Consider the following 26,328-nt stretch of genomic DNA (forward strand, 5'->3'; position numbering starts at 1 on the left):
GGCGCGGGCGGCTCGTCCCGAGCGGGCGCCGCCTGAAGCAGACATAGTCCAGAAGCACCGACGCAGAAGATCCTGACACCGGGGTAATCCGTGAAAAAGCTCTCCGCACGACGACGCCATCCGCTGGCGGCGGTCGTCGTCCTACTCCTCGCGCTGGCGGCCACTGGGGGGCTGTACGCCGCGTTCGCACCCGCGGACAAGGCGCAGGCCGACACGACCGCCCAGTCCCTCGCCATCAAGGAGGGGCAGAAGCTCTACACCGTGGGCTGCGCAAGCTGCCACGGAACCGGCGGTCAGGGCACCTCAGACGGCCCGTCCCTGGTCGGTGTCGGCTCCGCCGCCGTCGACTTCCAGGTCGGCACGGGGCGTATGCCCGCCCAGCAGCCCGGCGCTCAGGTGCCCAAGAAGCCGGTCGTGTACTCGCAGGCCGAGATCGACCAGCTCGCGGCGTACGTCGCCTCTCTGGGCGCCGGTCCGATCACGCCCACCGAGAAGCAGTACAGCCCCGAGGGTGCGGACATCGCCAAGGGTGGCGAACTGTTCCGCAACAACTGCGCCCAGTGCCACAACTTCACCGGCAAGGGCGGCGCGCTGACCGAGGGCAAGTACGCCCCGGACCTGGAGGGCGTCAGCCCGAAGCACCTCTACGAGGCCATGCAGACCGGCCCGCAGAACATGCCCTCCTTCCCCGACACCACACTGCCCGAGCAGCAGAAGCGGGACGTCATCGCGTACGTCACGACCGTGAACAGCGACGACACGCCGAGCCCTGGCGGTTTCGCGCTGGGCGGCCTGGGCCCCGTCAGTGAGGGTCTGTTCGGCTGGATCTTCGGTCTCGGTTCGCTGATCGCTGTTGCCGTCTGGGTCGCGGCCCACACCGCTAAGGCCAAGAAGTCATGAGTAGCCAAGACATTCCAGAAGAGAACCTGCCCGCAGAGCAGGGCGCCGCGCACGACGCGGCACACGGTGGCACCACAGCCGTCGCCTCGCGCCCGGACGATCCGTTCGCCGACCCGGGACTGCCGGCCCACAAGCCGCGCATCCAGGATCTCGACGAACGGGCCGCCAAGCGCTCCGAGCGCACCGTGGCCTTCCTGTTCACCCTGTCGATGCTCTCGACGGTCGGCTTCATCGCCGCCTTCGTGATCTTCCCGGTGGACAAGATCGTCTACATCTGGCCGTTCGGGCACATCAGCGCGCTGAACTTCTCGCTGGGCCTGACGCTGGGCCTCGCGCTGTTCTGCATCGGCGCCGGCGCCGTCCACTGGGCGCGCACCCTGATGTCCGACGTGGAGGTCGCCGACGACCGGCACGCGATCGAGGCCCCGCCCGAGGTCAAGGCCAAGGTCATGGCCGACTTCGCGGACGGAGCCAGGGAGTCCGCGATCGGTCGGCGCAAGCTGATCCGCAACACCATGTTCGGCGCGCTGGCCATGGTGCCGCTCTCCGGTGTGGTGCTGCTGCGCGAGCTCGGTCCGATGCCGGAGAACAAGCTCCGCACCACCCTGTGGGCCAGGGGCAAGCAGCTCATCAACATGAACACCAATGAGCCGCTGCGTCCCGAGGACGTCGCTGTGGGTTCGCTGACCTTCGTCATGCCCGAGGGCCTGAAGGAGGACGACCACAACTTCAACACGGAGATCGCCAAGGCGGCCGTGATGATCGTCCGGCTCCAGCCGGAGGACATCAAGGACCAGCGCGAGCTCGAGTGGTCCCACGAGGGCATCGTGGCCTACTCGAAGATCTGTACCCACGTCGGCTGCCCGATCAGCCTGTACGAGCAGCAGACGCACCACGTCCTCTGCCCGTGCCACCAGTCCACCTTCGACCTCTCCGACGGCGCCCGCGTCATCTTCGGTCCGGCCGGTCACGCGCTTCCGCAGCTGCGGATCGGTGTGAACGCGGAGGGCAATCTCGAGGCGCTCGGCGACTTCGAAGAGCCCGTCGGTCCGTCCTTCTGGGAGCGCGGATGAGCACCATCGACGAAAACAAGCGGAAGGCGCCCGCCGGTGAGCGGGTCGCCGACTGGGCGGACGGCCGGCTCGGGATCTACTCGTTGGCCAAGGCCAACATGCGGAAGATCTTCCCGGACCACTGGTCCTTCATGCTGGGCGAGATCGCGCTCTACAGCTTCATCATCATCATCCTCACGGGTGTGTATCTGACGCTGTTCTTCCACCCGAGCATGAACGAGATCGAGTACCACGGCTCGTACGTGCCGATGCAGGGCATCCGCATGACCGAGGCGTACGCCTCGACGCTGGACATCAGCTTCGACGTCCGCGGTGGTCTGCTCATCCGGCAGATCCACCACTGGGCCGCGCTGATCTTCCTCGCGGCGATGTTCGTGCACATGATGCGCGTGTTCTTCACCGGCGCGTTCCGCAAGCCGCGTGAGCTCAACTGGCTGTTCGGCTTCCTGCTGTTCGTCCTGGGCATGTTCACCGGCTTCACCGGTTACTCGCTCCCGGACGACCTGCTCTCCGGCACCGGTGTCCGCTTCACGCAGGGCGCGATCCTGGCGACCCCGGTCGTCGGCACGTACATCTCGATGTTCCTGTTCGGCGGCGAGTTCCCCGGCCACGACATGGTGGCGCGGTTCTACTCGATCCACATCCTGCTGCTGCCCGGGATCATGCTCGGCCTCGTGGTGGCGCACCTGATCCTGGTCTTCTACCACAAGCACACGCAGTTCGCGGGCCCCGGCCGGACGAACAAGAACGTCGTCGGCATGCCGCTGCTGCCGGTGTACATGGCCAAGGCCGGAGGCTTCTTCTTCCTGGTCTTCGGTGTCATCGCGATGATCTCGGCGATGTTCACGATCAACCCGGTGTGGGCGCTCGGCCCGTACCGGCCGGACATGGTCTCGACCGGCGCGCAGCCCGACTGGTACATGGGCTTCGCGGAGGGTCTGGTCCGTGTGATGCCGGGCTGGGAGATCAACCTGTGGGGCCACACCCTGGCCCTGGGCGTGTTCATCCCGCTGGTCGTCTTCGGTCTGATGCTCGGGGCGCTCGCGCTGTACCCGTTCATCGAGTCGTGGATCACCGGAGACAAGCGCGAGCACCACATCCTGGACCGTCCGCGCAACGCTCCGACGCGTACCGCGCTGGGCGTCGCCTGGGTGACCGCGTACGTGATCATGCTGCTGGGTGGCGGCAACGACATCTTCGCGACGCACTTCAACCTGTCGATCAACGCGATCACCTGGTTCGTGCGCATCACGTACTTCGTCGGACCGGTTCTCGCGTTCGTCATCACCAAGCGGATCTGCCTGGGTCTGCAGCGGCGCGACAAGGACAAGGTGCTGCACGGACGCGAGTCCGGCCTCATCAAGCGCCTGCCGCACGGTGAGTTCGTCGAGGTCCACGAGCCGCTGGCGCAGGCCGACCTGCACACGCTGACCGCGCACGAGCAGTACAAGCCCGCCGAGATCGGCCCGACGGCCGACGAGAACGGCGTGCGCCGCAAGGTCAAGCGCACCGAGAAGCTGCGCGCCAAGCTCAGCAAGGGTTACTACGGCGAGGCGAACCAGATTCCCAAGCCGACGACCGAGGAGTACCAGGAGATCACCAGCGGCCACGGCCACCACTGATCCCCGACCGACACGTCGCCACAGCGCGGGGCCCCGTCCACTCGATGGACGGGGCCCTTCGCCGTGTCCGCCGCCTGGATAGGGTGGAGCCATCCCCTATCGGCTTGTGGACCCCAGGAGCGGACCATGAACGTTGTGACCCCGGGCGGCGGCGACAGCGTGGCGGCACACTCCTGGCCCAGCGTGCTGAACGCCCTCCTCGACAACCGTGACCAGAGCGCCGACGCCACCGCGTGGGCCATGGACCGGATCCTCAGCGGAGAGGCCACCGACGCCCAGATCGCCGGCTTCGCGGTGGCCCTGCGCGCCAAGGGCGAGACCGTCGAGGAGATCTCCGGTCTGGTGCGGACGATGTACGAGCACGCCAATCTGATCGAGGTGCCCGGCGGATGCGTCGACATCGTCGGCACCGGCGGCGACGGGGCGAAGACCGTCAACATCTCCACCATGTCCGCGATCGTCGTCGCCGGCACGGGCGCCAAGGTCGTCAAGCACGGCAACCGCGCCGCGTCCTCGGCGAGCGGCGCGTCCGACGTCCTGGAAAAGCTCGGCGTCAATCTGGAGCTGACCCCGCAGCGGGTCGCGGAGGTGGCCGAGCAGGCGGGCATCACCTTCTGCTTCGCGGTGAAGTTCCACCCGGCGCTGCGGCACGTCGCCGCCGCCCGCAAGGAGCTCGGCATCCGCACCACGTTCAACTTCCTCGGCCCGCTCACCAATCCGGCACGGGTGGGGGCCCAGGCCACCGGCGTGGCCGACGCCAGGATGGCGCCGATCATGGCCGGAGTGCTGGCGGAGCGCGGCTCGTCCGCGCTGGTCTTCCGCGGTGACGACGGCCTCGACGAGCTCACCACGACGGCCACCTCCCGGGTGTGGGTCGTGCGCGACGGCGCGGTGCGCGAGGAGGCCTTCGACCCGCGGGACATCGGCATCGACCTGGTCCCCGTCGAGGCGCTGCGCGGCGCGGACGCCTCGTACAACGCGGACGTGGCGCGCCGGCTGCTGGCCGGCGAGACCGGGCCCGTGCGGGACGCGGTGCTCCTCAACTCGGCGGCGGCGCTGGCCGCGCTGGAGCCGACGGACGGCACGCTGAACGAGCAGCTGGCGGCCGGGATGGCGCGGGCCGCCCGGTCGGTCGACTCCGGGGACGCCAGGGCGGCGCTGGAGCGCTGGGTGGCGGCCAGCAACGCCTAACGGTTCCGGAAGGGAGCGGTCCGTAGTGCGGACCGCTCCCTTGCGCTGTGGGCGACGTGTGGCAGGATGCGTCCCAAGGTCATGAGTGACAGCGATTACGGCCCCGGCCCGCTGTCCGGCAACCCTCCGTCCGTGGCGGGGTGCCCCGGGTGAAGACCAGGCCGCAGGCAGCGAGGTCTGTGGCAAGCGCGGACCCCCGCGGCGTCGTCGAACGCCGTGTCCCTGGGGTCCTGGTCCTCAAGGGAGCAGTCTCGTGAGCAAGCGAATGCGATAGGGCGTCTCAGCCCCTTCTTCATCACCCTCCGTACGGCGCCGCCGTGCGTCGAGGCACACCCGTATCCGGGTCCCTGAAGCCGATTCGCCGCATCCTGCTGGGAGATACCGCCATGTCCGCGTACCCGAACACCGCCGAGACCGCTGTCGCCGACACCGAGACCGCCGCCGACCCGTCCTTTTGTGCCCCGCTGCCGGTTCTCGGCCGGGACGTCACCGTCCCGCTCGTCACCGGCGGCGAAGTCACCTACGCGGCCCTCGACTACGCGGCCAGCGCCCCGGCGCTCCAGCGTGTCTGGGACGACGTCGCCGCGTACGCCCCCTACTACGGCAGCGTGCACCGCGGCGCCGGATACCTCTCGCAGCTCTCCACCGACCTGTTCGAGAACAGCCGGGTCCAGGTGCACGAGTTCCTCGGCTGCCGCGCGGACGACCAGGTCGTCTTCACCCGCTCCACCACCGACTCGCTGAGTCTGCTCGCCACCGCGCTCCCGGCCGGGTGCGAGGTGTTCGTCTTCGAGACCGAGCACCACGCCTCGCTGCTGCCGTGGCGGCACGCCCGCGTGACGTATCTCGACGCGCCGCGTACGCACGGCGAGGCCGTCCGCACGCTGGAGCACGCACTCGCCGGACGCGACCCGCACGGGCCCGCGCTGGTCTGCGTCACCGGCGCGTCGAACGTCACCGGTGAGCTGTGGCCGGTGCGGGAACTGGCGGCCGCGGCCCACGCCCACGGCGCCCGGATCGTCCTCGACGCCGCCCAACTGGCGCCCCACCACCCGGTGTCGGTCCAGGAGCTGGACGTCGACTGGGTCGCCTTCTCCGGGCACAAGCTGTACGCCCCGTTCGGTTCCGGTGTGCTCGCCGGGCGGTGGGACTGGCTGCGGGAGGCGGAGCCGTACCTCGCGGGCGGCGGCGCCTCGCGCTCGGTGGCGCGGCGGGCCGACGGCGGGGTGGACGTCGAGTGGCACACGAGCGCCGCGCGGCACGAGGCCGGTTCCCCGAACGTGATCGGCGTCTACTCGATCGCCGCCGCCTGCAAGGCGCTCACCGAGGCCGGGTTCGACGCCCTGGTCGCCCGCGAGCAGCGCCTGATCGCGCAGGTCCGGGCAGGACTCGCCGAGGTGCCCGAGGTCAGGGTGCTGTCGCTGTTCGGCGACGACTCCCCCTCGCGTTCCGCTGGGGGGACCCCCACGAGGGTCGGCGTCCTCTCCTTCGTCGTGGCGGGCTGGAACAGCTCGCACTTCGCCGCCGCGCTGTCCGCCGAGTACGGCATCGGCGTACGGGACGGGCTGTTCTGCGCCCACCCGCTGGTGCGCACCCTGCTGGGCGGCGACCCGCAGGACGTCGGCGAGTGCGGCGCGCCGGAGGCGGGGCCGGGGGAGAGGTCCCGGGGCGCCATCCGCGTCAGCTTCGGCGCCGGCACGCCCGACGAGCACGTGGAGCGGTTCGTACGCGCCGTGAGGGAGCTGGTCCGCGACGGCGCGCAGTGGAAGTACCGCACCGAGGACGGGCGCTGCGTGCCCGACCGCGGCTGACCGGGGCCGCGAGACGGGACGAGGGGGTGTTCATCTTCGCACCGTCGCCCGGGGCACTCTTCGAACCCGTGTCCGCCGCGCACCCCGTGCGCGGCGGGCGCAGGGCTCCGGGCTACGCGTCCAGGCCGATGGCGAACGCGGCCTCGAGGTCGTGCTGGGAGTAGGTGCGGAAGGCGACATGGGTGTCGGTGCCCTCGACGCCGGGGATCTTGCTGATGCGGCCCGGGATCACGTCCGCCAGGTCGTCGTGGCGGGCGACGCGCACCATGGCGATCAGGTCGTAGGTGCCGGTGACGGAGAAGACCTCGCTGACGCTGTCCAGCGCCGCGATGGACTCGGCGATCTCGGGGATACGGTCCACGCTGGTCTTGATGAGCACGATCGCGGTGATCATGGCTGGCTTTCTCCCTCGGTCGCTGAAGATGCGTTCACTCTAGTCCCACGCCCGTAGCGGCCCCACGCGTAGACGAAGCCCACCCCGAACCCCACCAGATGCGCCAGGTAGGCCACGCCCGGCCCGCTGCCCGCGCCCCTGGCGGCCAGCCACTGCAGCACGAACCAGAAGATCAGCACCGCCCAGGCGGGGAAGCGCAGCGGCAGGAAGAAGAGGAAGGGGAACAGACTGGTGACCCGGGCCCTCGGGAAGAGGAAGAGGAACGCCCCCAGCACGGCGGAGATCGCCCCGGACGCGCCCACCAGGGTCTGGGCGGAGTCGGCGTTGACCGCCGCGTAGACCAGCAGCGCGAGATAGCCGGCGCACAGGTAGAACAGCAGGAAATGCATCTGCCCCATCCGTTCCTCCGCCATCGCGCCGAAGACGAAGAGGAAGAGCATGTTCCCCAGCAGGTGCAGCCAGCTGCCGTGCACGAACAGCGCGGTGAGCGGAGTGAGCAGGGCGCCCGGGGAGCCGGCCATCAGCTCGGCGGGGATCACGCCCCAGCGTTCGAAGTACGCCGCCTGAGCCGCGAGCAGCCGGTCGCCGGCGCCGTACGAGGGGTTCAGACCCGAGATCGGGCTGATGACGAAGATCGCACAGCACAGCGCGATCAGGCCGTACGTCACCGCGGGTCCCGCCGCCGCGTTCCTTACCGCATCCCGGGCCGTGCCCCACCGACTGATCATGGACAGAGCATGGCGTAGCGGGACCGAACGGTACAGAGCGCCTCGCCGCGACATCGGGTACCTGCGAGGCCGTAGGGTTACAGGCAGTACATCCGCAGTTCGACGGCGCACCGCGGTACCCGCACTCGGCACAAGACATGAGGACGGCACGATGACGACGGTTCCCTCGCCGACCGCTGACACCAGGTGGCGCTGCACGCTCTGCGGCAATCTGACCCGCTTCGACGTCACCCGCTCCTCCAAGGTCGTCGAGTACGTCCATCTGGACCTGGCGGGAGAGCCGAAGGTGGAGGAGCGCGAGGTGGTCAGTGAGACCATCGAGTCGGTCCGCTGCCGGTGGTGCAACGCGGTGGACCAGATCGAGCTGGTGGACAGGCCGGGCGCCGGTTCCTGAAGGAACGGCCCGCACGGGTGGTAGGGGTGAACGGATCGTGGAGCAGCCTGACAACGGCGGCGAGCCGGCCGGTGCGGCCGGTGACGCCGCCGAGGCGCTCGACCGCCCGCTGCCGGAAGGGGTACGGCGACGGGTCGTCGCCCTCGTCTCCGACGCGTTCGGCGGCCTGACGGTAGCCGAACTCCCCGCCCAGCTGCGCCAGTACGCCCGGTTCACCCCGACCCGGCGCGCCAAGTTCGCCGGGAACGCGATGGCCGCCGCGCTGGAGGGGGACTCCCTCTTCCGCCAGCGCATCGGCGAACGGCTCGGCAAGGCGCAGCCCGAGCTGGCCAAGGCCCTCGAGTCCGGATCGCCGCCCGCCGCCGCGGACCCCGTGGACGTCGCGGCGGCCGCCTATGTGCTGCGCCCCCCGGGGTGGGTCAAGATGGTCGCCGCCGCGGGCGAGGAGGTGCAGCGGGCCGACGCCGAGCGGGCCGACGAGGCCGGCCGGCGCGAGCTGGACCGGCTCCGTGAGGAACTGACCGAGGCCCGTGGCCAGATCAGATCGGAGACCGAGCGGCTGCGGGCCGAGCTGGACGGCGCCCGCAGGGAGGGCGAGGCGCTCCACCGCAAGCTGCGCAGCGCCCAGGCCGACGTGAAGCGCGGCGAGGCGGCCCTGCGCCGCAAGGAAGTGGAGCTCGACGCCGTCCGCGCGCAGGCCGCGGCCCAGGTGTCTGCCGCGGAGAGCGAGACGCGGCGGCTCAAGGCGCGGCTGGCGGAGGCCGAGGCGGCGGTGGAGGCGGGCCGCAGGGCCGCCCGCGAGGGCCGCTCCGTCGAGGACATGCGGCTGCGCCTTTTGTTGGACACGGTGCTCGACGCGGCCCAGGGGCTGCGCCGCGAGCTGGCCCTGCCGCCCGCGGGCCTGCACCCGGCCGACATGGTGGACGCCGTGGAGCCGGGGCGCATGTCGCCGAAGGACATCGCGGCGCGGGCGCTCTCCGAGACGGACCCGGCACTGCTCGACCAGCTGCTGGCGCTGCCGCAGGCGCATCTGGTCGTCGACGGCTACAACGTCACCAAGACCGGCTATCCCACGATGCCGCTGGAGAAGCAGCGGCTGCGGCTGCTGGGCGGCCTGTCGATGCTCGCCGCCCGCACCGGGGCCGAGGTCACCTGTGTGTTCGACGGGGCCGAACTGGCCGCGCCGGTACTGCTGGCGCCGCCGCGCGGTGTGCGGGTGCTGTTCTCCAAGCCGGGCGTGACCGCGGACGAACTGATCCGCCAGCTGGTGCGGGCCGAACCGCCCGGCCGGCCCGTGGTGGTCGTCTCCACCGACCGGGAGGTCGCCGACGGCGTCGCGAAGGCGGGCGCCAGGCCGGTCGCGTCCGCTTTGCTGCTGAAGCGGCTTTCGCGCGCCTCGTGACCCCGTCGTAACTCCCGCGGCATATGCCCGATTTGGTAACACCCCAGGTGGGACGTTGTGTCAAGTGTCCATTACTACGGGTGTGATGAGAGTAAAGAATGGTGTTCAGGGGTAAGTATTTTCCGATGGGGATTTGAACTGATCACAAGAAGGTCACTAAGGTCAGGCCTCGAACCTTCGCGCGGTTGATCGCCCATCCGGGGTGACAGCGAAGGAACCGCCGAGTTCGTACAGTTCGACCCTATTTCCCCCGGGGACCCGACGTACGGACGCCGGGGACGCGCCATCCCCCCACTGCCCGGTAGGCGGCTCGAGGAAGAAGGAGCTCGCCTTCGTGGCGTCCCACCGTCGTCCCAAGCAGCCGAGCCGCACCCGTGTGACCGTGCTCACCGCGACCGCCGCAGCGGCCGTGGCCCTGACCTCCCAGACCGCCCAGGCCGACCCGAAGCCGAGCAAGAGCGAGGTCAAGGAGAAGGTCGACAAGCTCTACGAAGAGGCGGAGAAGGCCACCGAGAAGTACAACGGGGCCAAGGAGCAGCAGGAGAAGCTCGACGACCAGATCGACGCGCTTCAGGACAAGGTCGCCCGTGGACAGGACGAGCTCAACACCCTGCGGGACAGCCTGGGTTCGGTCGCGAGCGCGCAGTACCGCACCGGAGGCATAGACCCCTCCGTCCAGCTCTTCCTCTCCGGTGACCCGGACACCTACCTCGACAAGGCCTCCGCGCTGGACCAGCTCGGCGCCAAGCAGACCGAGGCCATCCAGGAGATCCAGTCCAAGCAGCGCACCCTCGCGCAGCAGCGCCAGGAGGCCCAGAGCAAGCTCGGCGACCTCGCGGAGACGCGCAAGACGCTCGGCGAGAAGAAGAAGGAGGTCCAGGGCAAGCTCGCGGAGGCGCGCCAGCTCCTGAACTCCCTCACCGCCGCGGAGCGCGCCGCGCTCGCCGCCGAGGAGAGCCGCGCCAACCGCGCCAGCGCCCGTACGGACCTCGGCCCGGCCGTGCCCGCCTCGCAGCGCGCGTCCGCCGCGTTCGCCGCCGCGCAGTCGCAGATCGGCAAGCCGTACGTCTTCGGCGCCTCCGGCCCGAACTCCTACGACTGCTCCGGCCTCACCTCCTGGGCCTTCGCCCAGGCCGGCGTCTCCATCCCGCGCACCTCGCAGGCGCAGGCCAACGCCGGCACCCGCATCTACTCGCAGAGCCAGCTCAAGCAGGGCGACCTGGTCCTCTTCTACGGCGACCTGCACCACGTCGGCTTCTACGCCGGCAACGGCCAGGTGCTGCACGCCCCGCGCAGCGGCACCGTCGTGCGCTACGAGTCGATCAACAACATGCCCTTCCAGTTCGGCGTGCGTATCTGACGCGCGGTCGGGCCGGGAGGCCGGGCGGATCGTTCGGCGGGGTTCCACACCCGCCCGAACGGGGGAATTCGTCCCTTCCGTACTGACGTGACGCCCCGCCGGTGACCTGTGGTCTCCGGCGGGGCGTCAGTTTGTATGCCCGGTCGGGTCTTTGGTCACCGGGTGTTCACCCGGCTACTCTCTGCCGCGCACCGAACCCCCGGTTTCCCGGAAGTCCTGCGGAAGGGAGCGCGGCACGTGGTTTCCCACCGCCGAACCTCACAACCCGGTCTCACCCGAAGTGCCCGCGGCACCGTCCTGACCGCCGCGGCGGCGACGGCCGCCGCCGCCCTCGGAGCCGGCGCCGCACCGGCCGGCGCAGAGCCGGGCACCGGCCCGGAGGCGACCCGGGCCACGGTCGACCGGCTCTACGAGGAGGCCGAGCGGGCCACGGAGCGGTTCAACGAGGCCGGTGAACGCGTCGAGCACCTCGAGGACGAAGTGGCCCGCGCGCAGGACCGGGCCGCCCGCAGCCAGGAACGCATCAACCGGATGCGCGGAGTGCTCGGTTCGGTGGCCGGCGCGCAGTACCGCTCCGGCGGCGTGGACCCGGCGCTCGCCCTGCTGCTCTCCCAGGACCCCGACGGCTACCTCGAGGCAGCGGCCACGCTGGACCGCGTCGGCGAACGCCACTCCGCCGCGCTGAACGACCTCCACCGCGAGCGGCGCCGGCTCGGCCAGGAACGCGCGGAGGCCTCACGCGACCTCGCCGAACTGGAACGCAGCCGTCGGGCCGTGGCCGGTCACAAGCGCACCGTCGAGCGCAAGCTCGGCGAGGCCCGCCGGCTGCTGAACGCCCTGTCGGCCGGGGAGCGCGACCCGTACGCCCGCTCCTCACGCTCCGGCCGCGACGCCCTCCCCGACCTGTCCGCCCTCGCGGCCGCCTCCCCGCACGCGGCGGCCGCGACGATGGCGGCGCGCGGCGTCGTCGGCCGCCCCTACGTCTGGGGCGCCGGCGGTCCCTCCGGCTTCGACTGCTCCGGCCTCGTCCAGTGGTCCTACGCCCAGGCGGGCGTCGCCCTCCCGCGCACCTCCCAGGCCCAGGCGAACGCGGGCCGCCGCGTGCCGCTGTCCCAGGCCCGGCCGGGGGACATCGTGACGTACCGCGGCGACGCGAGCCATGTGGGCATGTACGTGGGCAACGGGCAGGTCGTGCATGCGCCGTATCCGGGGGCGTCGGTGCGGTACGACCCGGTGGGGATGATGCCGGTGCATGCGGTGACGCGGGTGTAGGAGGCGGCCGCGGGTGCGTGGCGCCTGCGGCGGGCGTCGTCCCCGCCCCTTCCCGAACCGGGGGCTCTCCCCCCTACGCCTGGCGGCGTGGGAGGTGCCCCCACCCACGGCCGCCAGGCCGTAGGGGGAGTTCGAGGCCACCGTGCGAAGCGCGGTACCGGGCCTGGGCGAAGCCCGGCCCGCCCGCCCCGAGGGCGGTACGGGGTCCGGGGCCTGCCCCGCCACGCCGCGGAGCCGCACATCGGTACAGCGGGAAGGGGCGGGGAGGGGAACAGGGCCCGCGCAGCGGTCCGCGGATCCGTCCGGTTACGTACCATCGCAGGATGGCAGGCCACCCGCACAAGCAGCACGCCGCGCACGCGGCCGCCACAGCCACCGCGCTGCTGCTGCTCGCCGGCTGTGCCGCCGCCGACCCGCCCGTCGACCCCACCGTGGAGGAGATCCGGCAGACGCTGGACGCCCGTGCCGACGCGCTGCTCGGACACGACCGCGCCGGGTACCTCGCGTCGCTGGAGCCCGGTGACGAGCGGCTGCGGGCGGCGCAGGGCGAGGAGTTCGACAACCTCGCCGACGTGCCGCTGCGTTCCTGGGAGTACCGGATCACGGGCGTGCGACGGCAGGGTGCGTCGGCCGTCGCGGACGCCGAGGTGCGCTACCGCATCGCCGGCTACGACGCCGCCCCCGTGACCGCCTCGCGCACCCTGGAACTCGCCGAGCGCGGCGGCCACTGGTATGTGACCGCCGACCGGGCGGGCGCCGGTACCCCGCAGCAGTTGTGGCAGCAGGGCGAGGTGGACGTCGTACGCGGCAGCCGCAGCATCGTCCTCGGCGTCGGCCAGGACGCGGCGCGGCTGCGTGAGCTCGCGGCGGCCGCCGACCGCGCCGTGCCCGCCGTCTCGGACGCCTGGCCGTCCAAGTGGCCCGGCCGGGTCGTCGTGCTCGTGCCGGCCACGACGGAGGAGATGGGCAGGCTGCTGGGCACGCCGGGCGCCGGCTACCGGGGCATAGCCGCCGTGACCACCGGCGAGACGAGCCGCGGGGCCGCGGCGCCGGCGGACCGGGTGGTCGTGAACCCGGAGGCGTACGGGCTGCTCGGCACCTTCGGGCAGGGCGTGGTGCTCACCCACGAGGCAACCCACGTGGCGACCCGCGCCCACACCACCGCCGCCACCCCGATGTGGCTGTCGGAGGGCTTCGCGGACTGGGTGGCGTACCGCGGCACGGGCCGTACCGCCGCCGAGGCCGCCCCCGAGATGCTGGAGGCGGTACGGGCGGGGGACGTGCCGGCCGGACTGCCCGGCGACCGGGACTTCACCTTCGGCGGGGACCCGGACACCGTCGCACGGGCCTACGAGGGCGGCCGGCTGGCCTGCGAGATGATCGAGGAGCGCTGGGGCGAGGAGAAGCTCACGGCGTTCTACCGGACCGTCGGCGAGGGGCGGCACCGGGACGGCGCGGTGGAGCGCGCGCTGAGCGAGGAACTCGGCATCACGTCCGCCGGGTTCACCGCGATGTGGCGGGACTATCTGACCGAGGTTCTGGGCTGACGGCTGTCCGCGTCGCCGCGCGGCTCCTGCTGTCCGGCGCCGCCGTGACCGTCTGCCGCCACAGCCGCCGGCACGCGTCGGCCGCCGCGGCCACCAGCAGCCCGTTGCGCACCACGAGCAGCGCGATCCCCAGCGGGTCGCTCGCCACGACGTGCGAGAACCACACCGGGAATTCGAAGAGCGTCACCCCGGTCGCGACCAGGACCAGCACGGCGGGCCGCAGCATCCGGCTCGACCGGTGCACCAGGCACACGGCGGCCAGGCCGACCAGCCACACCATGTACTGAGGGCTGATCACCCGGCTCGTGGTGGTGAACAGCAGTACGGCGGCGAAGGCCGCGTCGCACGGGGTGGCGGCAGTGAACTCCCGCGCCCGCGCCCGCCACACCGCGAGCCAGCCGAGCGCGGCGACGGACAGCGCCAGGGCCAGGCCGCTCACCAGCGGGACGTACGGGCCGAGGAACTCCACCGAGCCGTAGTTCAGCAGCACCTGGCCCTGCCACCCGAAGTGGCGCCAGACATGGAAGACGAGCGAGCCCAGCGACTCGATCTCGGTGCCCCGGCCGCGCTGGAAGGCGAGAAAGGCCAGGGCGCCCGGCAGCGCGGCGGCCAGCGCCAGGGCCACGGCCGTCACCGTGACCGCCGCGGCCGACCAGGACCGGCGGGTCGCCCGGCCGCGGGACGTGCCGAGGAGCACCAGCAGCGGCCACACCTTCAGCAGCGCGCCCAGACCGGCGAGCACGCCCATCACCCGTGGCCGGCCCACTCCGGCGAGAAGCGCGCCGACGGCCACGGCGGTCACCATCAGGTCGTACCGGGCGTACACGGTCGGGCCGAGCAGTGGCACACCCGCCACCCACACCCAGGTGCCGGCGCGTCCCGTTCCCGTACGCAGCAACAGGGCCAGGACCAGCAGGTCGCACAGGAGTGTCAGGAGGACGAACGCGGAGACGTAGCCGAGGCCGGGCAGCAGGCCGGGGGCGAGGATCGCGAGCGCGGCCCCCGGCGGGTACTGCCAGGTGACGTCGTCCAGCGGATAGGTGCCGGTTCGCAGGATCTCGTGCCAGCCCTGGTAGATCACCGAGACATCGGTCGTCACGTCGGGGCCGGGGAAGGCGGCGAACCCCAGGACGAAGAGCAGCAGCACCGCCCTCGTCACGACCCACACCGCGACGGGATGCCGGGCGACGCTCGCCACCGCCATGCCGTTGTGCCCCTTTCGTACGGGAACGGGCGTCCTCATGATGCCGGGCGGGCCGCGGCCCGGAGGTGAGGCGGGGCCGTGCGGGGGCCGGGGCGGGGGCCGTTCGGTACGGGGGCCGGGGCCGTTCGGTACTGTCGGCGGCGATGCACAAGACCTTGATCGTGACCAACGACTTCCCGCCCAGGCCCGGCGGCATCCAGGCGTTCCTGCACAACATGGCGCTACGGCTGGACCCAGGGCAGCTCGTCGTCTACGCGTCCACGTGGAAGCGGAGCCGCGAGGGTGTGGAGGCGACCGCGGCCTTCGACGCCGAACAGCCCTTCACCGTCGTCCGCGACCGCACGACGATGCTGCTGCCGACCCCGCGCGTCACGCGCAGGGCAGTGGGGCTGCTGCGCGAACACGGCTGCGAGGCCGTGTGGTTCGGGGCGGCCGCCCCGCTCGGCCTGATGGCCCCGGCTCTCCGCAGGGCGGGCGCGCGGCGGCTGGTGGCCACGACGCACGGCCACGAGGCGGGGTGGGCGCAGCTGCCCGGGTCCCGGCAGCTGCTGCGCCGGATCGGCGAGGGCACGGACGCGATCACCTATCTCGGCGAGTACACGCGCTCGCGCATCGCCACGGCGCTGAGCCCGCAGGCGGCGGCGCGGATGGTGCAACTGCCGCCGGGCGTGGACGAGAAGACCTTCCACCCCGACTCCGGCGGGGACGCGGTCCGCCGGCGCCTCGGCCTGAGCGACCGGCCGGTCGTGGTGTGCGTCTCCCGTCTCGTGCCGCGCAAGGGGCAGGACACGCTGATCCGCGCCATGCCCGCGATCCTTGCGCGGGTGCCCGACGCGGTGCTTTTGATCGTCGGCGGCGGGCCGTACGAGAACGAACTGCGGGGCCTCGCCGCGCAGACCGGGGTCGAGGGGTCGGTGCGCTTCACGGGCTCCGTGCCGTGGTCCGAACTTCCCGCGCACTACGGGGCGGGCGACGTCTTCGCCATGCCGTGCCGCACCCGCCGGGGCGGCCTGGACGTCGAGGGCCTCGGCATCGTCTATCTCGAGGCGTCGGCGACCGGCCTCCCGGTCGTGGCCGGCGACTCGGGCGGCGCGCCGGACGCGGTCCTCGACGGCGAGACGGGGTGGGTGGTGCGCGGCGGCTCCCCGGAGGAGTCGGCCGACCGTATCGTCACGCTCCTCCAGGACCCCGAGCTGCGCCGGCGGATGGGAGAGCGGGGGCGGGCGTGGGTCGAGGAACGCTGGCGGTGGGACCTGCTGGCGGAGCGGTTGGTGGCGCTGCTGTAGGGGGCGGCGGGCGGGGTCCGCTGCGGCGGGACGTGTTCCCCTACCCCCTGCGGCCTGGCGGCCGCGGGGGGACCCCCACCTTCCCGAACCGGGGGCGCTGCCCCCGGGCCCCTGCGCGCCCTCCGGGCGGCGGCCCGGGCTCCGCCCGGGCCCGGTACCGCGCTCCGCGCGGTGGCCCCAATCTCCCCCTACGGCCTGACGGCCGTGGGAGGTGCCCCCCCCAGGCCGGGCACCTTCAGGCCCGCCGGCGTTTGAGGCGCGGGGTTGGGGGCTGCGCCCCGACGGGATCGGCCAACCCAGTCACGCCGGCTTGGGGGACTTTCAGCCCCGCCGGGGCCACTCCCACGCCGACCAGGCTTGAGCCACCGGGCACCTTCAGGCCCGCCGGCGTTTGAGGCGCGGGGTTCGGGGCGGCGCCTCGACGGGACCGGCAAGTTCAGAGCCTCGCCGGCGTTTGAGGCGCGGGGGCCCGGGGGCGGCGCCCCCGAGTCCCGTACGCCCCCGTCAGGCCCGGTAGATCGCTTCGATTTCGTCCGCGAAGTCCTTCGCCACCACGTTCCGCTTCAGCTTCAGGGACGGCGTGATGTGCCCCGCCTCCTCCGTGAACTGGGACGGCAGGATGCGGAACTTGCGGACCGACTCCGCCTTGGAGACCGCCGCGTTGCCGTCGTCGATCGCCTTCTGGAGCTCGGTCCGGAGGTCCGCGTCGTCGCGCAGGGAGGCCGCCGTCGAGCCGGCCGGTTTGCCGTGGTCGGACGCCCAGCGGGCGAGGAACTCCTCGTCGAGGGTGACGAGCGCGCCGACGAACGGGCGGCCGTCGCCGACGACCATGCACTCGGCGACGAGGGCGTGGCCGCGGATGCGGTCCTCGATCACCGCGGGGGCGACGTTCTTGCCGCCGGCGGTGACGAGGATCTCCTTCTTGCGGCCGGTGATCGAGAGGTAGCCGTCCTCGTCGAGGGTGCCGATGTCGCCGGTGTGGAACCAGCCGTCGGCCAGCGCCTCCGCCGTCGCCGACTCGTTGTTCCAGTAGCCGGTGAAGACGTGCTCGCCGTGCAGCAGCACCTCGCCGTCGTCGGCGATGCGGACCACCGAGCCGGGCAGCGGCTGGCCGACCGTGCCGATCTTCTGCCGGTCCCACGGGTTGAACGCGGTCGCCGCGCACGACTCGGTGAGGCCGTAGCCCTCGAGGACGGTGAAGCCGATGCCGCGGAAGAAGTGGCCGAGCCGCTCGCCGAGCGGCGCGCCGCCGGAGACCGCGTACTCGCCGCGGCCGCCCAGCACCCCGCGGAGCTTGCTGTAGACCAGCTTGTCGAAGACCTTGTGCTTGAGCTTCAGGCCGAGCGGCGCGCCCTGCGGGCTGCCGATGGCGCGGCTGTAGGCGATGGCCGTGTTCGCGGCCTGGTCGAAGATCTTGCCCTTGCCGTCCGCCTGCGCCTTGGCGCGCGCCGCGTTGTAGACCTTCTCGAAGACCCGCGGCACACCGAGGATCAGCGTCGGCCGGAAGGACGCGAGCTCGTCGGTGAGGTTCTTGATGTCCGGTACGCAGCCGAGCTTGATCGGCGCCATCACGGCCGCGATCTCGACCATGCGGCCGAAGACGTGCGCGGCGGGCAGGAAGAGCAGCACCGAGCTCTCGCCGGTACGGAACAGCGGCTTGAGGCGCTCGACGAGGTTTCCGCACTCCGCGAAGAAGGCGCGGTGGGTGAGGACACAGCCCTTGGGGCGCCCCGTGGTGCCGGAGGTGTAGACGATCGTCGCCGGGTCGTCGGCCTTGGCGCTCGCGCTGTGCTCGTCGACGGTGGCGTCGGGGACCTCCGCGCCGGCGGTGGTCAGTTCGTCGATCGCGCCCTTCTCGAGCTGCCAGACGTTGCGCAGGGCGGGCAGCGCATCGCGTACGGACTCGACCGCGGCGGCGTGCGCGTCGTTCTCGACGATCACGGCGGCGGCGCCGGAGTCACCGAGGATCCACTGCACCTGCTCGGCGGAGCTGGTCTCGTAGACCGGCACGGTCACCGCGCCGGCGCTCCAGATTGCGAAGTCCAGCTGGACCCACTCGTAGCGGGTGCGGGACATCACGGCGACCCGGTCGCCGGGGCGGATGCCGGACGCGATGAGGCCCTTGGCGGCGGCCCGCACCTCGGCCAGGAACCGGGTGGCCGTGACGTCGGCCCACGCACCGGCGATCTTGCGGCCCATCACCGCCACATCCGGATGCTGCGCGGCATTGCGGCGGATGAGATCCGTCAGGTTGCCGTCCGTGGGGACCTCGTACAGGGCCGGAAGGCTGAACTCGCGCAAGACTGCTGCTCCTCATCGGGCGCCGGCGCCACGGCTCTGTGTGATGCACCGGATGCGGTCCAAGATCGGGCAGGTGCTCGGTGGGGGTGAGCACGACTGGACCGCCCGGACGTTACCCACCAGTAGACAGTTCCCGATAGGGGTTCCCGGCCAACTGTTCTATGCGTCACACGTTGATGGCTGTACTTCGCGCAGCGTATTCCACTCCCGCCGCCGATCCCAAGTAACCGCAGGTAGGCCCCTCTACCCTGCGCGGATGGGGCCCTCTAGGGTGATCGCCATGCGAGGCATGCGAGTCAATGTGGTCAGTGACGTGCACGGGAATGCGAAAGATCTCGCCATCGCCGGTGATGGTGCCGACGCCCTCATCTGCCTCGGTGACCTGGTGCTTTTCCTCGATTACGCCGACCACTCGCGCGGCATCTTCCCCGAGCTGTTCGGCACCGCGAACGCCGATCTGATCGTGGAGCTGCGCACCGCCCGGCGCTTCGAGGAGGCCCGCGAACTCGGCCGCCGGCTCTGGGCGGAGCTCGGCATGGACCGGGAGAGCGCCATCGAGTCGGCGGTGCGCCGCCAGTACGCCGAGCTGTTCGCGGCCTTCCCCACCCCGACGTACGCCACGTACGGCAACGTCGACATTCCGTCACTGTGGCACGAGTACGCCCGCCCCGGCATCACCGTCCTGGACGGCGAGCGCGTCGAGATCGGCGGCCGGGTCTTCGGCTTCGTCGGCGGCGGACTGCGCACCCCGATGCGCACGCCGTACGAGATCTCCGACGACGAGTACGCCGCCAAGGTCGAGGCGATCGGCGAGGTCGACGTCCTGTGCTCGCACATCCCGCCGGACGTTCCCGAGCTGACGTACGACACCGTGGCCCGCCGCTTCGAACGCGGCAGCCGCGCCCTGCTGGACGCGATCCGCCGCTCCAGACCCCGGTACGCGCTCTTCGGCCACGTCCACCAGCCGCTGGTCAGCCGGATGCGGATCGGCGCGACCGAGTGCGTGAACGTCGGGCACTTCGCGGCCGGCGGACGCCCCTTCTCGCTCGCCTGGTGACCTCACGGCGTCGCCCCCGGGGCACGCACCGGAGCGCGCCGCGGTCGCGATAGCCTGCACCCCGTACATCGGCCCGGTCCGTACGCACTGTGAGGGAGCCGCAGAGATGGCGGAACACACCAGCTCGAGCATCACGATCGATGCGGCGCCGGGCGAGGTCATGCGCGTCATCTCCGATTTCGACCGCTACCCCGAGTGGACCGGCGAGGTGAAGCAGGCCGAGGTGCTCGCCACCGACGCCGAGGGGCGGGCGGAACAGGTCCGTCTGGTGCTGGACGCCGGCGCCATCAAGGACGACCACACGCTCGCCTACACCTGGCACGGCGCCGACGAGGTCAGCTGGACCCTGGTGAAGTCGCAGATGCTGCGCGCCCTCGACGGCTCGTACCGCCTCGCGCCCGTCGGCGGCGGCGACCGTACCGAGGTGACGTACCGGCTCACCGTCGACGTCAAGATCCCGATGCTCGGCATGATCAAGCGCAAGGCCGAGAAGGTCATCATCGACCGTGCGCTCGCCGGTCTGAAGAAGCGCGTCGAGAGCGGCGCCGGCGCCTGATGCGCAAGGTCCTCGTCACCGGGCTCGGCGGCGCGGGCCGTACCACCGTCGCCGCCGCCACGGCGCTCGCCTGCGCCGGCGACGGCGGCCGCACCCTCTTCCTGTCGGCCGACCCGGGCGACGTCCTCGGCGCCCCGGTCACCGCCGGCCACGAGGAGCCCGCCCGCGTCCACGACGGCCTGTGGGCCGCCCGCATCGACGCCGGGGCGGACTTCCGCGCCGAGTTCCTCGACCTCCAGCAGCGTGCCTCGGCGGCGCTCGACCTGCTGGGCGCCGCCCGGCTCGAGGACGCGGAACTGACGCCGCTGCCCGGCAGCGACCAGTTCGCGCTGCTGCGCGCGCTCGCCGTCGCCTCGCGCGGCGACTGGGACACGGTCGTCGTCGACATGCCGCCGCTGCGCGAGACGATCGCGCTGCTCGCCCTGCCGGAGGAGCTGCGCCGCTATCTGCGCCGCCTGCTGCCGGCCGAACGCCAGGCCGCCCGCGCCCTGCGCCCGGTGCTCGCCCAGCTCGCGGGCGTACCGATGCCCGCGCAGTGGCTGTACGCGACCGCCGGCCGCTGGGACGCGGAACTCGCCGGTGTGCAGTCGGTCGTGGAGTCCCCGGACACCACCCTGCGGATCGTCGCCGAGCCGGGCCCCAGGGCCGCCGCGGCGCTCCGCGAGGCCCGCACGGGGATCGCCCTGCACGGGCTGCGCGTCGACATGCTCGCGGCGAACCGGATCCTGCCCCAGGAGTCCGCGGACCCCTGGCTCGCCGGGCTCACCGCGCAGCAGGAGAAGTGCCTGCACGAGTGGCACGGCGCCCGGCCGCCGGGCGCCTCCGTACGGGAGGTGCCCCACCTCGGCCGCGACCCCCAGGGCCTCGACGACCTCGCTCTCCTCCACACCGCCGCGGTCGGCGAGGACGGCGGACTGGGCGCCATGCCCCGGTGGGACGGGGCGGAGACGTCCGGCGACCTCGGCCGGATCACCGCACCGCCGGCGACCGGTCACCCGTCCGGTGCCGGGGACGCCCTCTATGTGTGGGAGCTCGACCTCCCCGGCGCCGTCAAGGAGACGCTCTCCCTCGTCCGCCGCGGGGATGAACTCCTGATCGGCGCGGGCCCGTTCCGCAGGAACCTCCCGCTGTCCTCGGCCCTGCGCCGCTGCACCGTCGCCGGCGCGGGACTCACGGACGGCGTGCTCAAGATCCGTTTCACGCCCGACCCCGGGCTGTGGCCACGGACACCCTGAACGCCCTCAACGTCCTGGCGCCGTTCGGGTAACGTCGAAAGCACACAAACCCCCGACGCGGCACACCCAGGAGTACGTCATGAGCGAAGCGACCGAGCGCCCCGACGCCGACGCCTGGTCCGCCGCCTGCGAGGAGGACCTCCAGGAGGAGCAGGCCCGGCGCCGTGCCCAGTACGGCCCGCCGCCCGGCTCCGCCGCGGAGGAACTGCGCAAACTCTTCGACGTCGTCGCCGAGAAGGTGACCACCTTCCAGTCGTCCCTGCCGGGCATCGCCGCGCAGAGCGCCGTCCAGCAGTTCGTCGGCCAGGCGAAGGCCGTGGTCGAGCCGGTGATCGAACGGAACCCGCAGGTCTTCGACCATCTCGCCGCCGCGGGCGGCGAACTGCTCGCCGCCTACCGGTCCGCGGTCGAGGGCCAGGAACGGCGCTGGACCCGTGGACCGGACCCCGCCGAGCCCGCCCGGAAGAGCGACGATCCGCGCGACGAGGGCCCCGAAGGCAGCGAGCACATCGACCTGGACTGACCAGGGCATGCCCGCCCTCGGGTACGGTTGAGCCCAGCGGGGCTCGACCGAATACTGAGGGACACATGGGACTCACCATCGGCGTCGACATCGGCGGCACGAAGATCGCGGCGGGAGTGGTCGACGAAGAGGGCGCCATTCTCGAGACGCACACCGTGCCGACCCCGTCGACTCCCGAAGGCATCGTCGACGCGATCTGCTCGGCCGTCGCGGGCGCCGGCTCCGGGCACGACATCGAGGCCGTCGGTATCGGAGCCGCCGGTTACGTGGACGACAAGCGCGCCACGGTCCTCTTCGCACCGAACATCGACTGGCGCCACGAGCCGCTCAAGGACAAGGTCGAGCAGCGCGTCGGCATGCCCGTCGTCGTCGAGAACGACGCCAACGCCGCCGCGTGGGGCGAGTACCGCTTCGGCGCCGGCCAGGGCCACGAGGACGTCATCTGCATCACGCTCGGCACCGGCCTCGGCGGCGGCATCATCATCGGCAACAAGCTGCGCCGCGGGCGGTTCGGCGTCGCCGCCGAGTTCGGCCACATCCGGGTGGTGCCCGACGGCCTCCTCTGCGGCTGCGGCAGCCAGGGCTGCTGGGAGCAGTACGCCTCCGGCCGCGCCCTCGTCCGATACGCGAAGCAGCGCGCCAACGCCACGCCGGAGAACGCGACGGTCCTGCTCGGCCTCGGCGACGGCACCGTCGAGGGCATTCAGGGCAAGCACATCAGCCAGGCCGCCCGGCAGAGCTGCCCGGTCGCCGTCGACTCCTTCCGTGAGCTGGCGCGCTGGGCGGGGGCCGGTCTCGCCGACCTGGCCTCGCTGTTCGACCCGTCCGCGTTCATCGTCGGCGGCGGCGTCTCCGACGAGGGCGACCTTGTCCTCGACCCGATCCGCAAGTCCTTCCGGCGCTGGCTGATCGGGGGCCAGTGGCGTCCGCACGCCCAGGTGCTCGCCGCGCAACTCGGCGGCAAGGCCGGGCTGGTGGGCGCGGCGGACCTCGCACGCCAGGGCTGACGGCCGTACCGCACGGGTGACGTGCCCGCCACGCCTCACGAAGGACTCAGCCTTCGGGAAGCGCGGCGGGCACCGTCGTATCTTGCTCCCATGCCGATCAACCCGATCACGCCGCTGCCCAAGTCGCGCACCGACCCGGACGGTTCGGCCGTGGTCCGGGTCCTGAGCTACAACGTCCGCTCCCTGCGCGACGACGAGGCGGCGCTCACCCGGGTGATCCGGGCCTGCGAGCCCGACCTGGTGTTCGTCCAGGAGGCCCCGCGCTTCTTCCGCTGGCGCAAGCACGCGGCCCGGCTCGCGGCCAGCACCGGCCTTGTGATGCTCGCCGGCGGCGCGACGGCGGCCGGGCCGCTGCTGCTGTGCTCCCTGCGGGCCACGGTCGAACGCACCGAGGACCTGCTGCTGCCCCTGCGCTCCGGCCTCCACCGGCGCGGCTTCGCCACTGCGGTCGTCCGGTTCGCGGGCGCGCGGGTCGGCGTCGTGAGCTGCCACCTGAGCCTGCAGAGCGACGAACGCCAGGCGCAGGCCGGGATGCTGCTGGACCGCGTCAAGGCGATGGACGTGCCGCACGCGATCGTCGCCGGCGACATCAATGAACGGCCGGGCGGCCGGAGCTTCTCCCGCCTGGCGGCGGAACTCCGGGACTGCTGGGCGGTCGCGCCGTGGGGCGACGAGCACACGTCGACGGCGCGGGATCCGCACCAGCGGATCGACGCGGTGTTCGCGACGGAGGGGGTGGAGGTGCTGGGGTGCGGGGTCCCGCGGGGCCTGCCGGGCGTCTCGGCGCCTGACCTGCGGGCGGCGTCGGACCACCTGCCGGTGCTGGCGGCCCTGCGCCTGCCGCCCACGGCGGGCTTGTCCCCCACCCTCCCTCTGCGGCCTGGCGGCCGCGGGGGGACCCCCACCTCCCCGTAACCGGGGCAGGCCCCGGGCCCGGTACCGCGCTTCGCGCGGTGGCCTCAAACGCCGGCGGGGCTTGAGTTGCCCGGCAACTCAAGCCACGCCGCGTTTGAGGCGCGGGTCCGGGCAGAGCCCGGGCTCGGGAAGGGGCGGGGAACACGCCCCGCGTAGCGGCCCGCCCCGCGTCACACCACCGCGCCCCGCCCCGGGTCGTCCGGCTCGTCGTCGTCGTGGGACATCCGCGCCACCAGCGTCCCGAAACCGCCCAGGAAGCCGCCGACGCACAGCGTCGTCAGCCACCACTTCATGTCCCACTGAAGGATCACCGCGACCAGCATCAGCACCGGCCCGCCGATCACCGCCAGCCAGGCGAACCTGGCCGTCACGTCGGTCTCGGGCAGCGGCGGCGGTTCCGGCGGGACGAAGTGGCCCTCGTCGGTGTCGTCGAAGTCGTCGTCGGACGGCTGCGCGACCTGGTAGTCGCGCGGTCCGCCGACGCCCGGCGCGAAGGTCACCGAGCTGCCGAGCGCGGGCTTGTCCTCCTCGGGCGGGGGCGGCGGCGCCGGCCGCCCCGGCGTCTCGTTCATGTCGCCCTCGAGCAGCGCCAGGTCCTCCACCGACTTGAACGGCTTCGCGCCGGGCGGGTCGGAGGGCTCGTCGCCGTATCCGGCGACGATCGCCGCCCATGCGGCGTCCTCGTCGATCGGCTGCGGCTCGCGGTCCGCGTCGTGCTGGTCAGCCACCGGTCGTGCTCCCTCCCAAGGATTCCGGCGCGGGCGAGGTTCCCGCACCCGGAGCGAGCCGGTCGATGAACGCATGACTCTCCTCGAAGATCCGCTCCGCATCGTGGTCCAACGTCGCCACGTGGTAGCTCTGTTCCAGCAGGATCTCGGTGACGTCCGTGGAGGAGACGCGGCTGAGGATCCGCGCGGAGTCGGCGGCCGGCACCACATGGTCCTCGGGACTGTGCAGCAGCAGCATCGGCTGGGTGACCTGGGGCAGCTCCCCGTCGACCATCCGGAAGAACTGCCGCACCGAGTGCGCGGCGTGCAGCGGCACCCGGTCGTATCCCAGCTCGTCGACGCCTTCCTTGGCGATGTCGCTGGTCAGGCCCTTTGTGGAGGGCACCAGATGGCGGACCACGGGCAGCAGGGACGCCATCGCGCCGTGCACCTTGTTCGCCGGATTGACCACGACGACGCCCCGCACCGCGTCACCGTGCTTGGCGGCCAGCCGCAGGGTGAGGGCGCCGCCCATGGAGAGGCCGAAGACGAAGACCGCCTCGCAGCGCTCCTGGAGCCCCCGCAGCTCGCGGTCCACCTCCGCGTACCAGTCCTGCCAGCCGGTGACCTGCATGTCCTGCCAGCGCGTGCCGTGACCGGGCAGCAGCGGGAGGGAGACGGTCAGCCCCCGCTCCGCCAGGTATTCGGCCCAGGGCCGCAGCGACTGGGGGGAGCCGGTGAAGCCATGACAGAGAAGAACGCCGACCCGGCCGCCTTCGTGGCGGTAGGGCTCGGCTCCGGGAAGCACCGGCACCGGGGATCTCCTGTTCGTGAGGTGTACGAGGCGTGGGTGGGACGAGGCGTGGGCCGTGCGAGGCGTGGGTGGGACGAGTTCGTGCGGGAGGGGTGACGGGTGTACTTCACGGTACGCGACCGGACCGACACCGACCAGGGCCGTAGCCGCACGGCGGACCGGATGTGACATGCCCCCGGCGCGGGAAGCGGGGGCGGTGGGCGGGTTAAGGTCTGTTCGACAGCAACAGGAGGCATTCGAGTTGATCTACGGCGCCATGAAGTTCTCCATCGGAGGCTCGCTCAAGCTTGCCTTCAGGCCCTGGGTGGAGGGTCTGGAGAACGTTCCCGCCGAGGGTCCCGCCATCCTCGCGAGCAACCATCTGTCGTTCTCCGACTCGTTCTTCCTCCCCGCGGTGCTGGACCGCAAGGTGACGTTCATCGCGAAGGCCGAGTACTTCACCTCGCCCGGTGTGAAGGGCAGGATGACGGCCGCCTTCTTCAAGGGCGTCGGCCAGCTCCCCGTCGACCGCTCGGGCGCCCGTGGCGCGGGTGAGGCGGCGATCAAGGCCGGTATCGACGTGATCGACTCCGGTGGTCTGTTCGGCATCTACCCGGAGGGCACCCGCTCCCCGGACGGCCGTCTCTACCGGGGCAAGCCCGGCGGCCTGGCGCGTGTGGCGCTCGCCACCGGCGCGCCGGTGATCCCCGTCGCGATGATCGACACCGAGAAGATCCAGCCCCCCGGCAAGGTCGTCCCCAAGCTGATGCGCCCGGGCATCCGGATCGGCAAGCCGCTGGACTTCAGCCGCTACCACGGCATGGAGGGCGACCGCTTCATCCTGCGTTCGGTGACCGACGAGGTCATGTACGAGATCATGAAGCTGTCCGGCCAGGAGTACGTCGACATCTACGCGACGGCCGCGAAGCGCCGGATCGCCGACGAGGAGAAGGCCGCGAAGGCCGCCCGCGCCGAGGCCGAGAAGGCCGAGAAGGCGAAGAAGTCCCAGCGGCCGGCCGCCTGAGCCGGGCCGCGGTACCGGTACGGGGT

Annotated in this window: 24 protein-coding genes and 1 riboswitch; of the genes, 18 read left to right on the top strand and 6 right to left on the bottom strand. The window is 72.1% G+C overall.

The features are described 5' to 3' along the window. Positions 1 to 90: 90 nt before the first annotated feature. The 5 genes from ACFYOP_RS08575 to ACFYOP_RS08595 all read left to right on the top strand — a co-directional run bounded on the left by ACFYOP_RS08575 (position 91) and on the right by ACFYOP_RS08595 (position 6,597). Complete coding sequence (locus ACFYOP_RS08575) at positions 91 to 900, top strand: c-type cytochrome (RefSeq protein WP_356891674.1); 810 nt, start codon at positions 91 to 93, stop codon at positions 898 to 900. Then, positions 897 to 1,973, top strand: a complete 1,077-nt coding sequence (locus ACFYOP_RS08580; protein WP_356891676.1) for a Rieske 2Fe-2S domain-containing protein — start codon at positions 897 to 899, stop codon at positions 1,971 to 1,973. The genes ACFYOP_RS08575 and ACFYOP_RS08580 overlap by 4 nt, the downstream gene beginning before the upstream one ends. Next, positions 1,970 to 3,595 carry a cytochrome bc complex cytochrome b subunit gene (locus ACFYOP_RS08585; RefSeq protein WP_356891678.1) on the top strand — a complete coding sequence of 542 codons (1,626 nt, stop codon included), beginning with the start codon at positions 1,970 to 1,972 and terminating at the stop codon, positions 3,593 to 3,595. The genes ACFYOP_RS08580 and ACFYOP_RS08585 overlap by 4 nt, the downstream gene beginning before the upstream one ends. A gap of 126 nt (positions 3,596 to 3,721) precedes the next feature. Next, entirely contained in the window at positions 3,722 to 4,786 is a 1,065-nt protein-coding gene (trpD, locus tag ACFYOP_RS08590; protein WP_356891680.1) for an anthranilate phosphoribosyltransferase, read from the top strand. Positions 4,787 to 4,863: 77 nt separating this feature from the next. Continuing rightward, a riboswitch (SAM riboswitch) is annotated at positions 4,864 to 4,981 on the top strand. A gap of 191 nt (positions 4,982 to 5,172) precedes the next feature. Then, positions 5,173 to 6,597 carry an aminotransferase class V-fold PLP-dependent enzyme gene (locus ACFYOP_RS08595; protein WP_356891682.1) on the top strand — a complete coding sequence of 475 codons (1,425 nt, stop codon included), beginning with the start codon at positions 5,173 to 5,175 and terminating at the stop codon, positions 6,595 to 6,597. 112 nt (positions 6,598 to 6,709) lie between these two features. On the opposite strand, the gene ACFYOP_RS08600 is transcribed toward ACFYOP_RS08595, so the two are convergent. Then, positions 6,710 to 6,991, bottom strand: coding sequence for an Lrp/AsnC family transcriptional regulator (locus ACFYOP_RS08600; protein ID WP_065488891.1), 282 nt, complete (start codon positions 6,989 to 6,991; stop codon positions 6,710 to 6,712). Then, positions 6,988 to 7,719, bottom strand: a complete 732-nt coding sequence (locus ACFYOP_RS08605; protein WP_356891684.1) for a rhomboid family intramembrane serine protease — start codon at positions 7,717 to 7,719, stop codon at positions 6,988 to 6,990. The genes ACFYOP_RS08600 and ACFYOP_RS08605 overlap by 4 nt, the downstream gene beginning before the upstream one ends. A 151-nt stretch (positions 7,720 to 7,870) precedes the next feature. Between ACFYOP_RS08605 and ACFYOP_RS08610 the strand changes: the two genes are divergently transcribed. The 5 genes from ACFYOP_RS08610 (at position 7,871) to ACFYOP_RS08630 (ending at position 13,694) form a co-directional block, all read left to right on the top strand. Further along, positions 7,871 to 8,113, top strand: coding sequence for a hypothetical protein (locus ACFYOP_RS08610; RefSeq protein ID WP_356891686.1), 243 nt, complete (start codon positions 7,871 to 7,873; stop codon positions 8,111 to 8,113). Between the two features lie 37 nt (positions 8,114 to 8,150). Beyond that, entirely contained in the window at positions 8,151 to 9,515 is a 1,365-nt protein-coding gene (locus tag ACFYOP_RS08615) for an NYN domain-containing protein (protein WP_356891688.1), read from the top strand. A gap of 334 nt (positions 9,516 to 9,849) precedes the next feature. Next, positions 9,850 to 10,875, top strand: coding sequence for an NlpC/P60 family protein (locus ACFYOP_RS08620; protein ID WP_356891690.1), 1,026 nt, complete (start codon positions 9,850 to 9,852; stop codon positions 10,873 to 10,875). 237 nt (positions 10,876 to 11,112) lie between these two features. Then, the gene (locus ACFYOP_RS08625) at positions 11,113 to 12,147 is read left to right on the top strand and encodes an NlpC/P60 family protein (protein WP_356891692.1); all 1,035 of its coding nucleotides are present in this window, start codon (positions 11,113 to 11,115) and stop codon (positions 12,145 to 12,147) included. A 323-nt stretch (positions 12,148 to 12,470) separates the two neighbouring features. Beyond that, on the top strand, positions 12,471 to 13,694 hold the full coding sequence (locus ACFYOP_RS08630; RefSeq protein WP_356891694.1) for a hypothetical protein: 1,224 nt from the start codon (positions 12,471 to 12,473) through the stop codon (positions 13,692 to 13,694). Here ACFYOP_RS08630 and ACFYOP_RS08635 read toward each other — a convergent pair. After that, entirely contained in the window at positions 13,651 to 14,898 is a 1,248-nt protein-coding gene (locus ACFYOP_RS08635) for a glycosyltransferase family 87 protein (protein WP_356891696.1), read from the bottom strand. The two genes, ACFYOP_RS08630 and ACFYOP_RS08635, sit on opposite strands and share 44 nt — an antisense overlap. Positions 14,899 to 15,041: 143 nt before the next feature. Between ACFYOP_RS08635 and ACFYOP_RS08640 the strand changes: the two genes are divergently transcribed. Then, the gene (locus ACFYOP_RS08640; protein ID WP_356891698.1) at positions 15,042 to 16,184 is read left to right on the top strand and encodes a glycosyltransferase family 4 protein; all 1,143 of its coding nucleotides are present in this window, start codon (positions 15,042 to 15,044) and stop codon (positions 16,182 to 16,184) included. A 504-nt stretch (positions 16,185 to 16,688) separates the two neighbouring features. On the opposite strand, the gene ACFYOP_RS08645 is transcribed toward ACFYOP_RS08640, so the two are convergent. Further along, positions 16,689 to 18,485 (bottom strand): AMP-dependent synthetase/ligase, encoded by a 1,797-nt coding sequence (locus ACFYOP_RS08645; protein WP_356891700.1) that lies wholly within the window; start codon positions 18,483 to 18,485, stop codon positions 16,689 to 16,691. Positions 18,486 to 18,774: 289 nt separating this feature from the next. Between ACFYOP_RS08645 and ACFYOP_RS08650 the strand changes: the two genes are divergently transcribed. From ACFYOP_RS08650 to ACFYOP_RS08675, 6 genes are all read left to right on the top strand, one after another. After that, a complete protein-coding gene (locus tag ACFYOP_RS08650; RefSeq protein WP_356891725.1) occupies positions 18,775 to 19,542 on the top strand; it encodes a metallophosphoesterase in 768 nt (255 codons plus the stop codon). Positions 19,543 to 19,648: 106 nt separating this feature from the next. Further along, complete coding sequence (locus ACFYOP_RS08655; protein ID WP_356891702.1) at positions 19,649 to 20,098, top strand: SRPBCC family protein; 450 nt, start codon at positions 19,649 to 19,651, stop codon at positions 20,096 to 20,098. Continuing rightward, positions 20,098 to 21,333 (top strand): ArsA-related P-loop ATPase, encoded by a 1,236-nt coding sequence (locus ACFYOP_RS08660; protein ID WP_356891704.1) that lies wholly within the window; start codon positions 20,098 to 20,100, stop codon positions 21,331 to 21,333. The genes ACFYOP_RS08655 and ACFYOP_RS08660 overlap by 1 nt, the downstream gene beginning before the upstream one ends. A gap of 79 nt (positions 21,334 to 21,412) precedes the next feature. After that, positions 21,413 to 21,856: a DUF5304 domain-containing protein gene (locus ACFYOP_RS08665; RefSeq protein WP_356891706.1), complete on the top strand. Its 444-nt coding sequence runs from the start codon at positions 21,413 to 21,415 to the stop codon at positions 21,854 to 21,856. Positions 21,857 to 21,921: 65 nt separating this feature from the next. Beyond that, entirely contained in the window at positions 21,922 to 22,863 is a 942-nt protein-coding gene (locus tag ACFYOP_RS08670) for an ROK family glucokinase (RefSeq protein ID WP_356891708.1), read from the top strand. 90 nt (positions 22,864 to 22,953) lie between these two features. Then, complete coding sequence (locus ACFYOP_RS08675; protein WP_356891710.1) at positions 22,954 to 23,778, top strand: endonuclease/exonuclease/phosphatase family protein; 825 nt, start codon at positions 22,954 to 22,956, stop codon at positions 23,776 to 23,778. A 170-nt stretch (positions 23,779 to 23,948) separates the two neighbouring features. On the opposite strand, the gene ACFYOP_RS08680 is transcribed toward ACFYOP_RS08675, so the two are convergent. Continuing rightward, positions 23,949 to 24,608: a hypothetical protein gene (locus tag ACFYOP_RS08680; RefSeq protein WP_388451127.1), complete on the bottom strand. Its 660-nt coding sequence runs from the start codon at positions 24,606 to 24,608 to the stop codon at positions 23,949 to 23,951. Next, positions 24,499 to 25,299, bottom strand: a complete 801-nt coding sequence (locus ACFYOP_RS08685) for an alpha/beta fold hydrolase (protein ID WP_356892134.1) — start codon at positions 25,297 to 25,299, stop codon at positions 24,499 to 24,501. The genes ACFYOP_RS08680 and ACFYOP_RS08685 overlap by 110 nt, the downstream gene beginning before the upstream one ends. A gap of 241 nt (positions 25,300 to 25,540) precedes the next feature. Between ACFYOP_RS08685 and ACFYOP_RS08690 the strand changes: the two genes are divergently transcribed. Then, positions 25,541 to 26,302: a lysophospholipid acyltransferase family protein gene (locus tag ACFYOP_RS08690; protein WP_356892132.1), complete on the top strand. Its 762-nt coding sequence runs from the start codon at positions 25,541 to 25,543 to the stop codon at positions 26,300 to 26,302. The last annotated feature ends 26 nt before the right edge of the window (positions 26,303 to 26,328 follow it).

This window comes from Streptomyces sp. NPDC006294 (assembly GCF_042870895.1).
Taxonomy (GTDB): domain Bacteria; phylum Actinomycetota; class Actinomycetes; order Streptomycetales; family Streptomycetaceae; genus Streptomyces.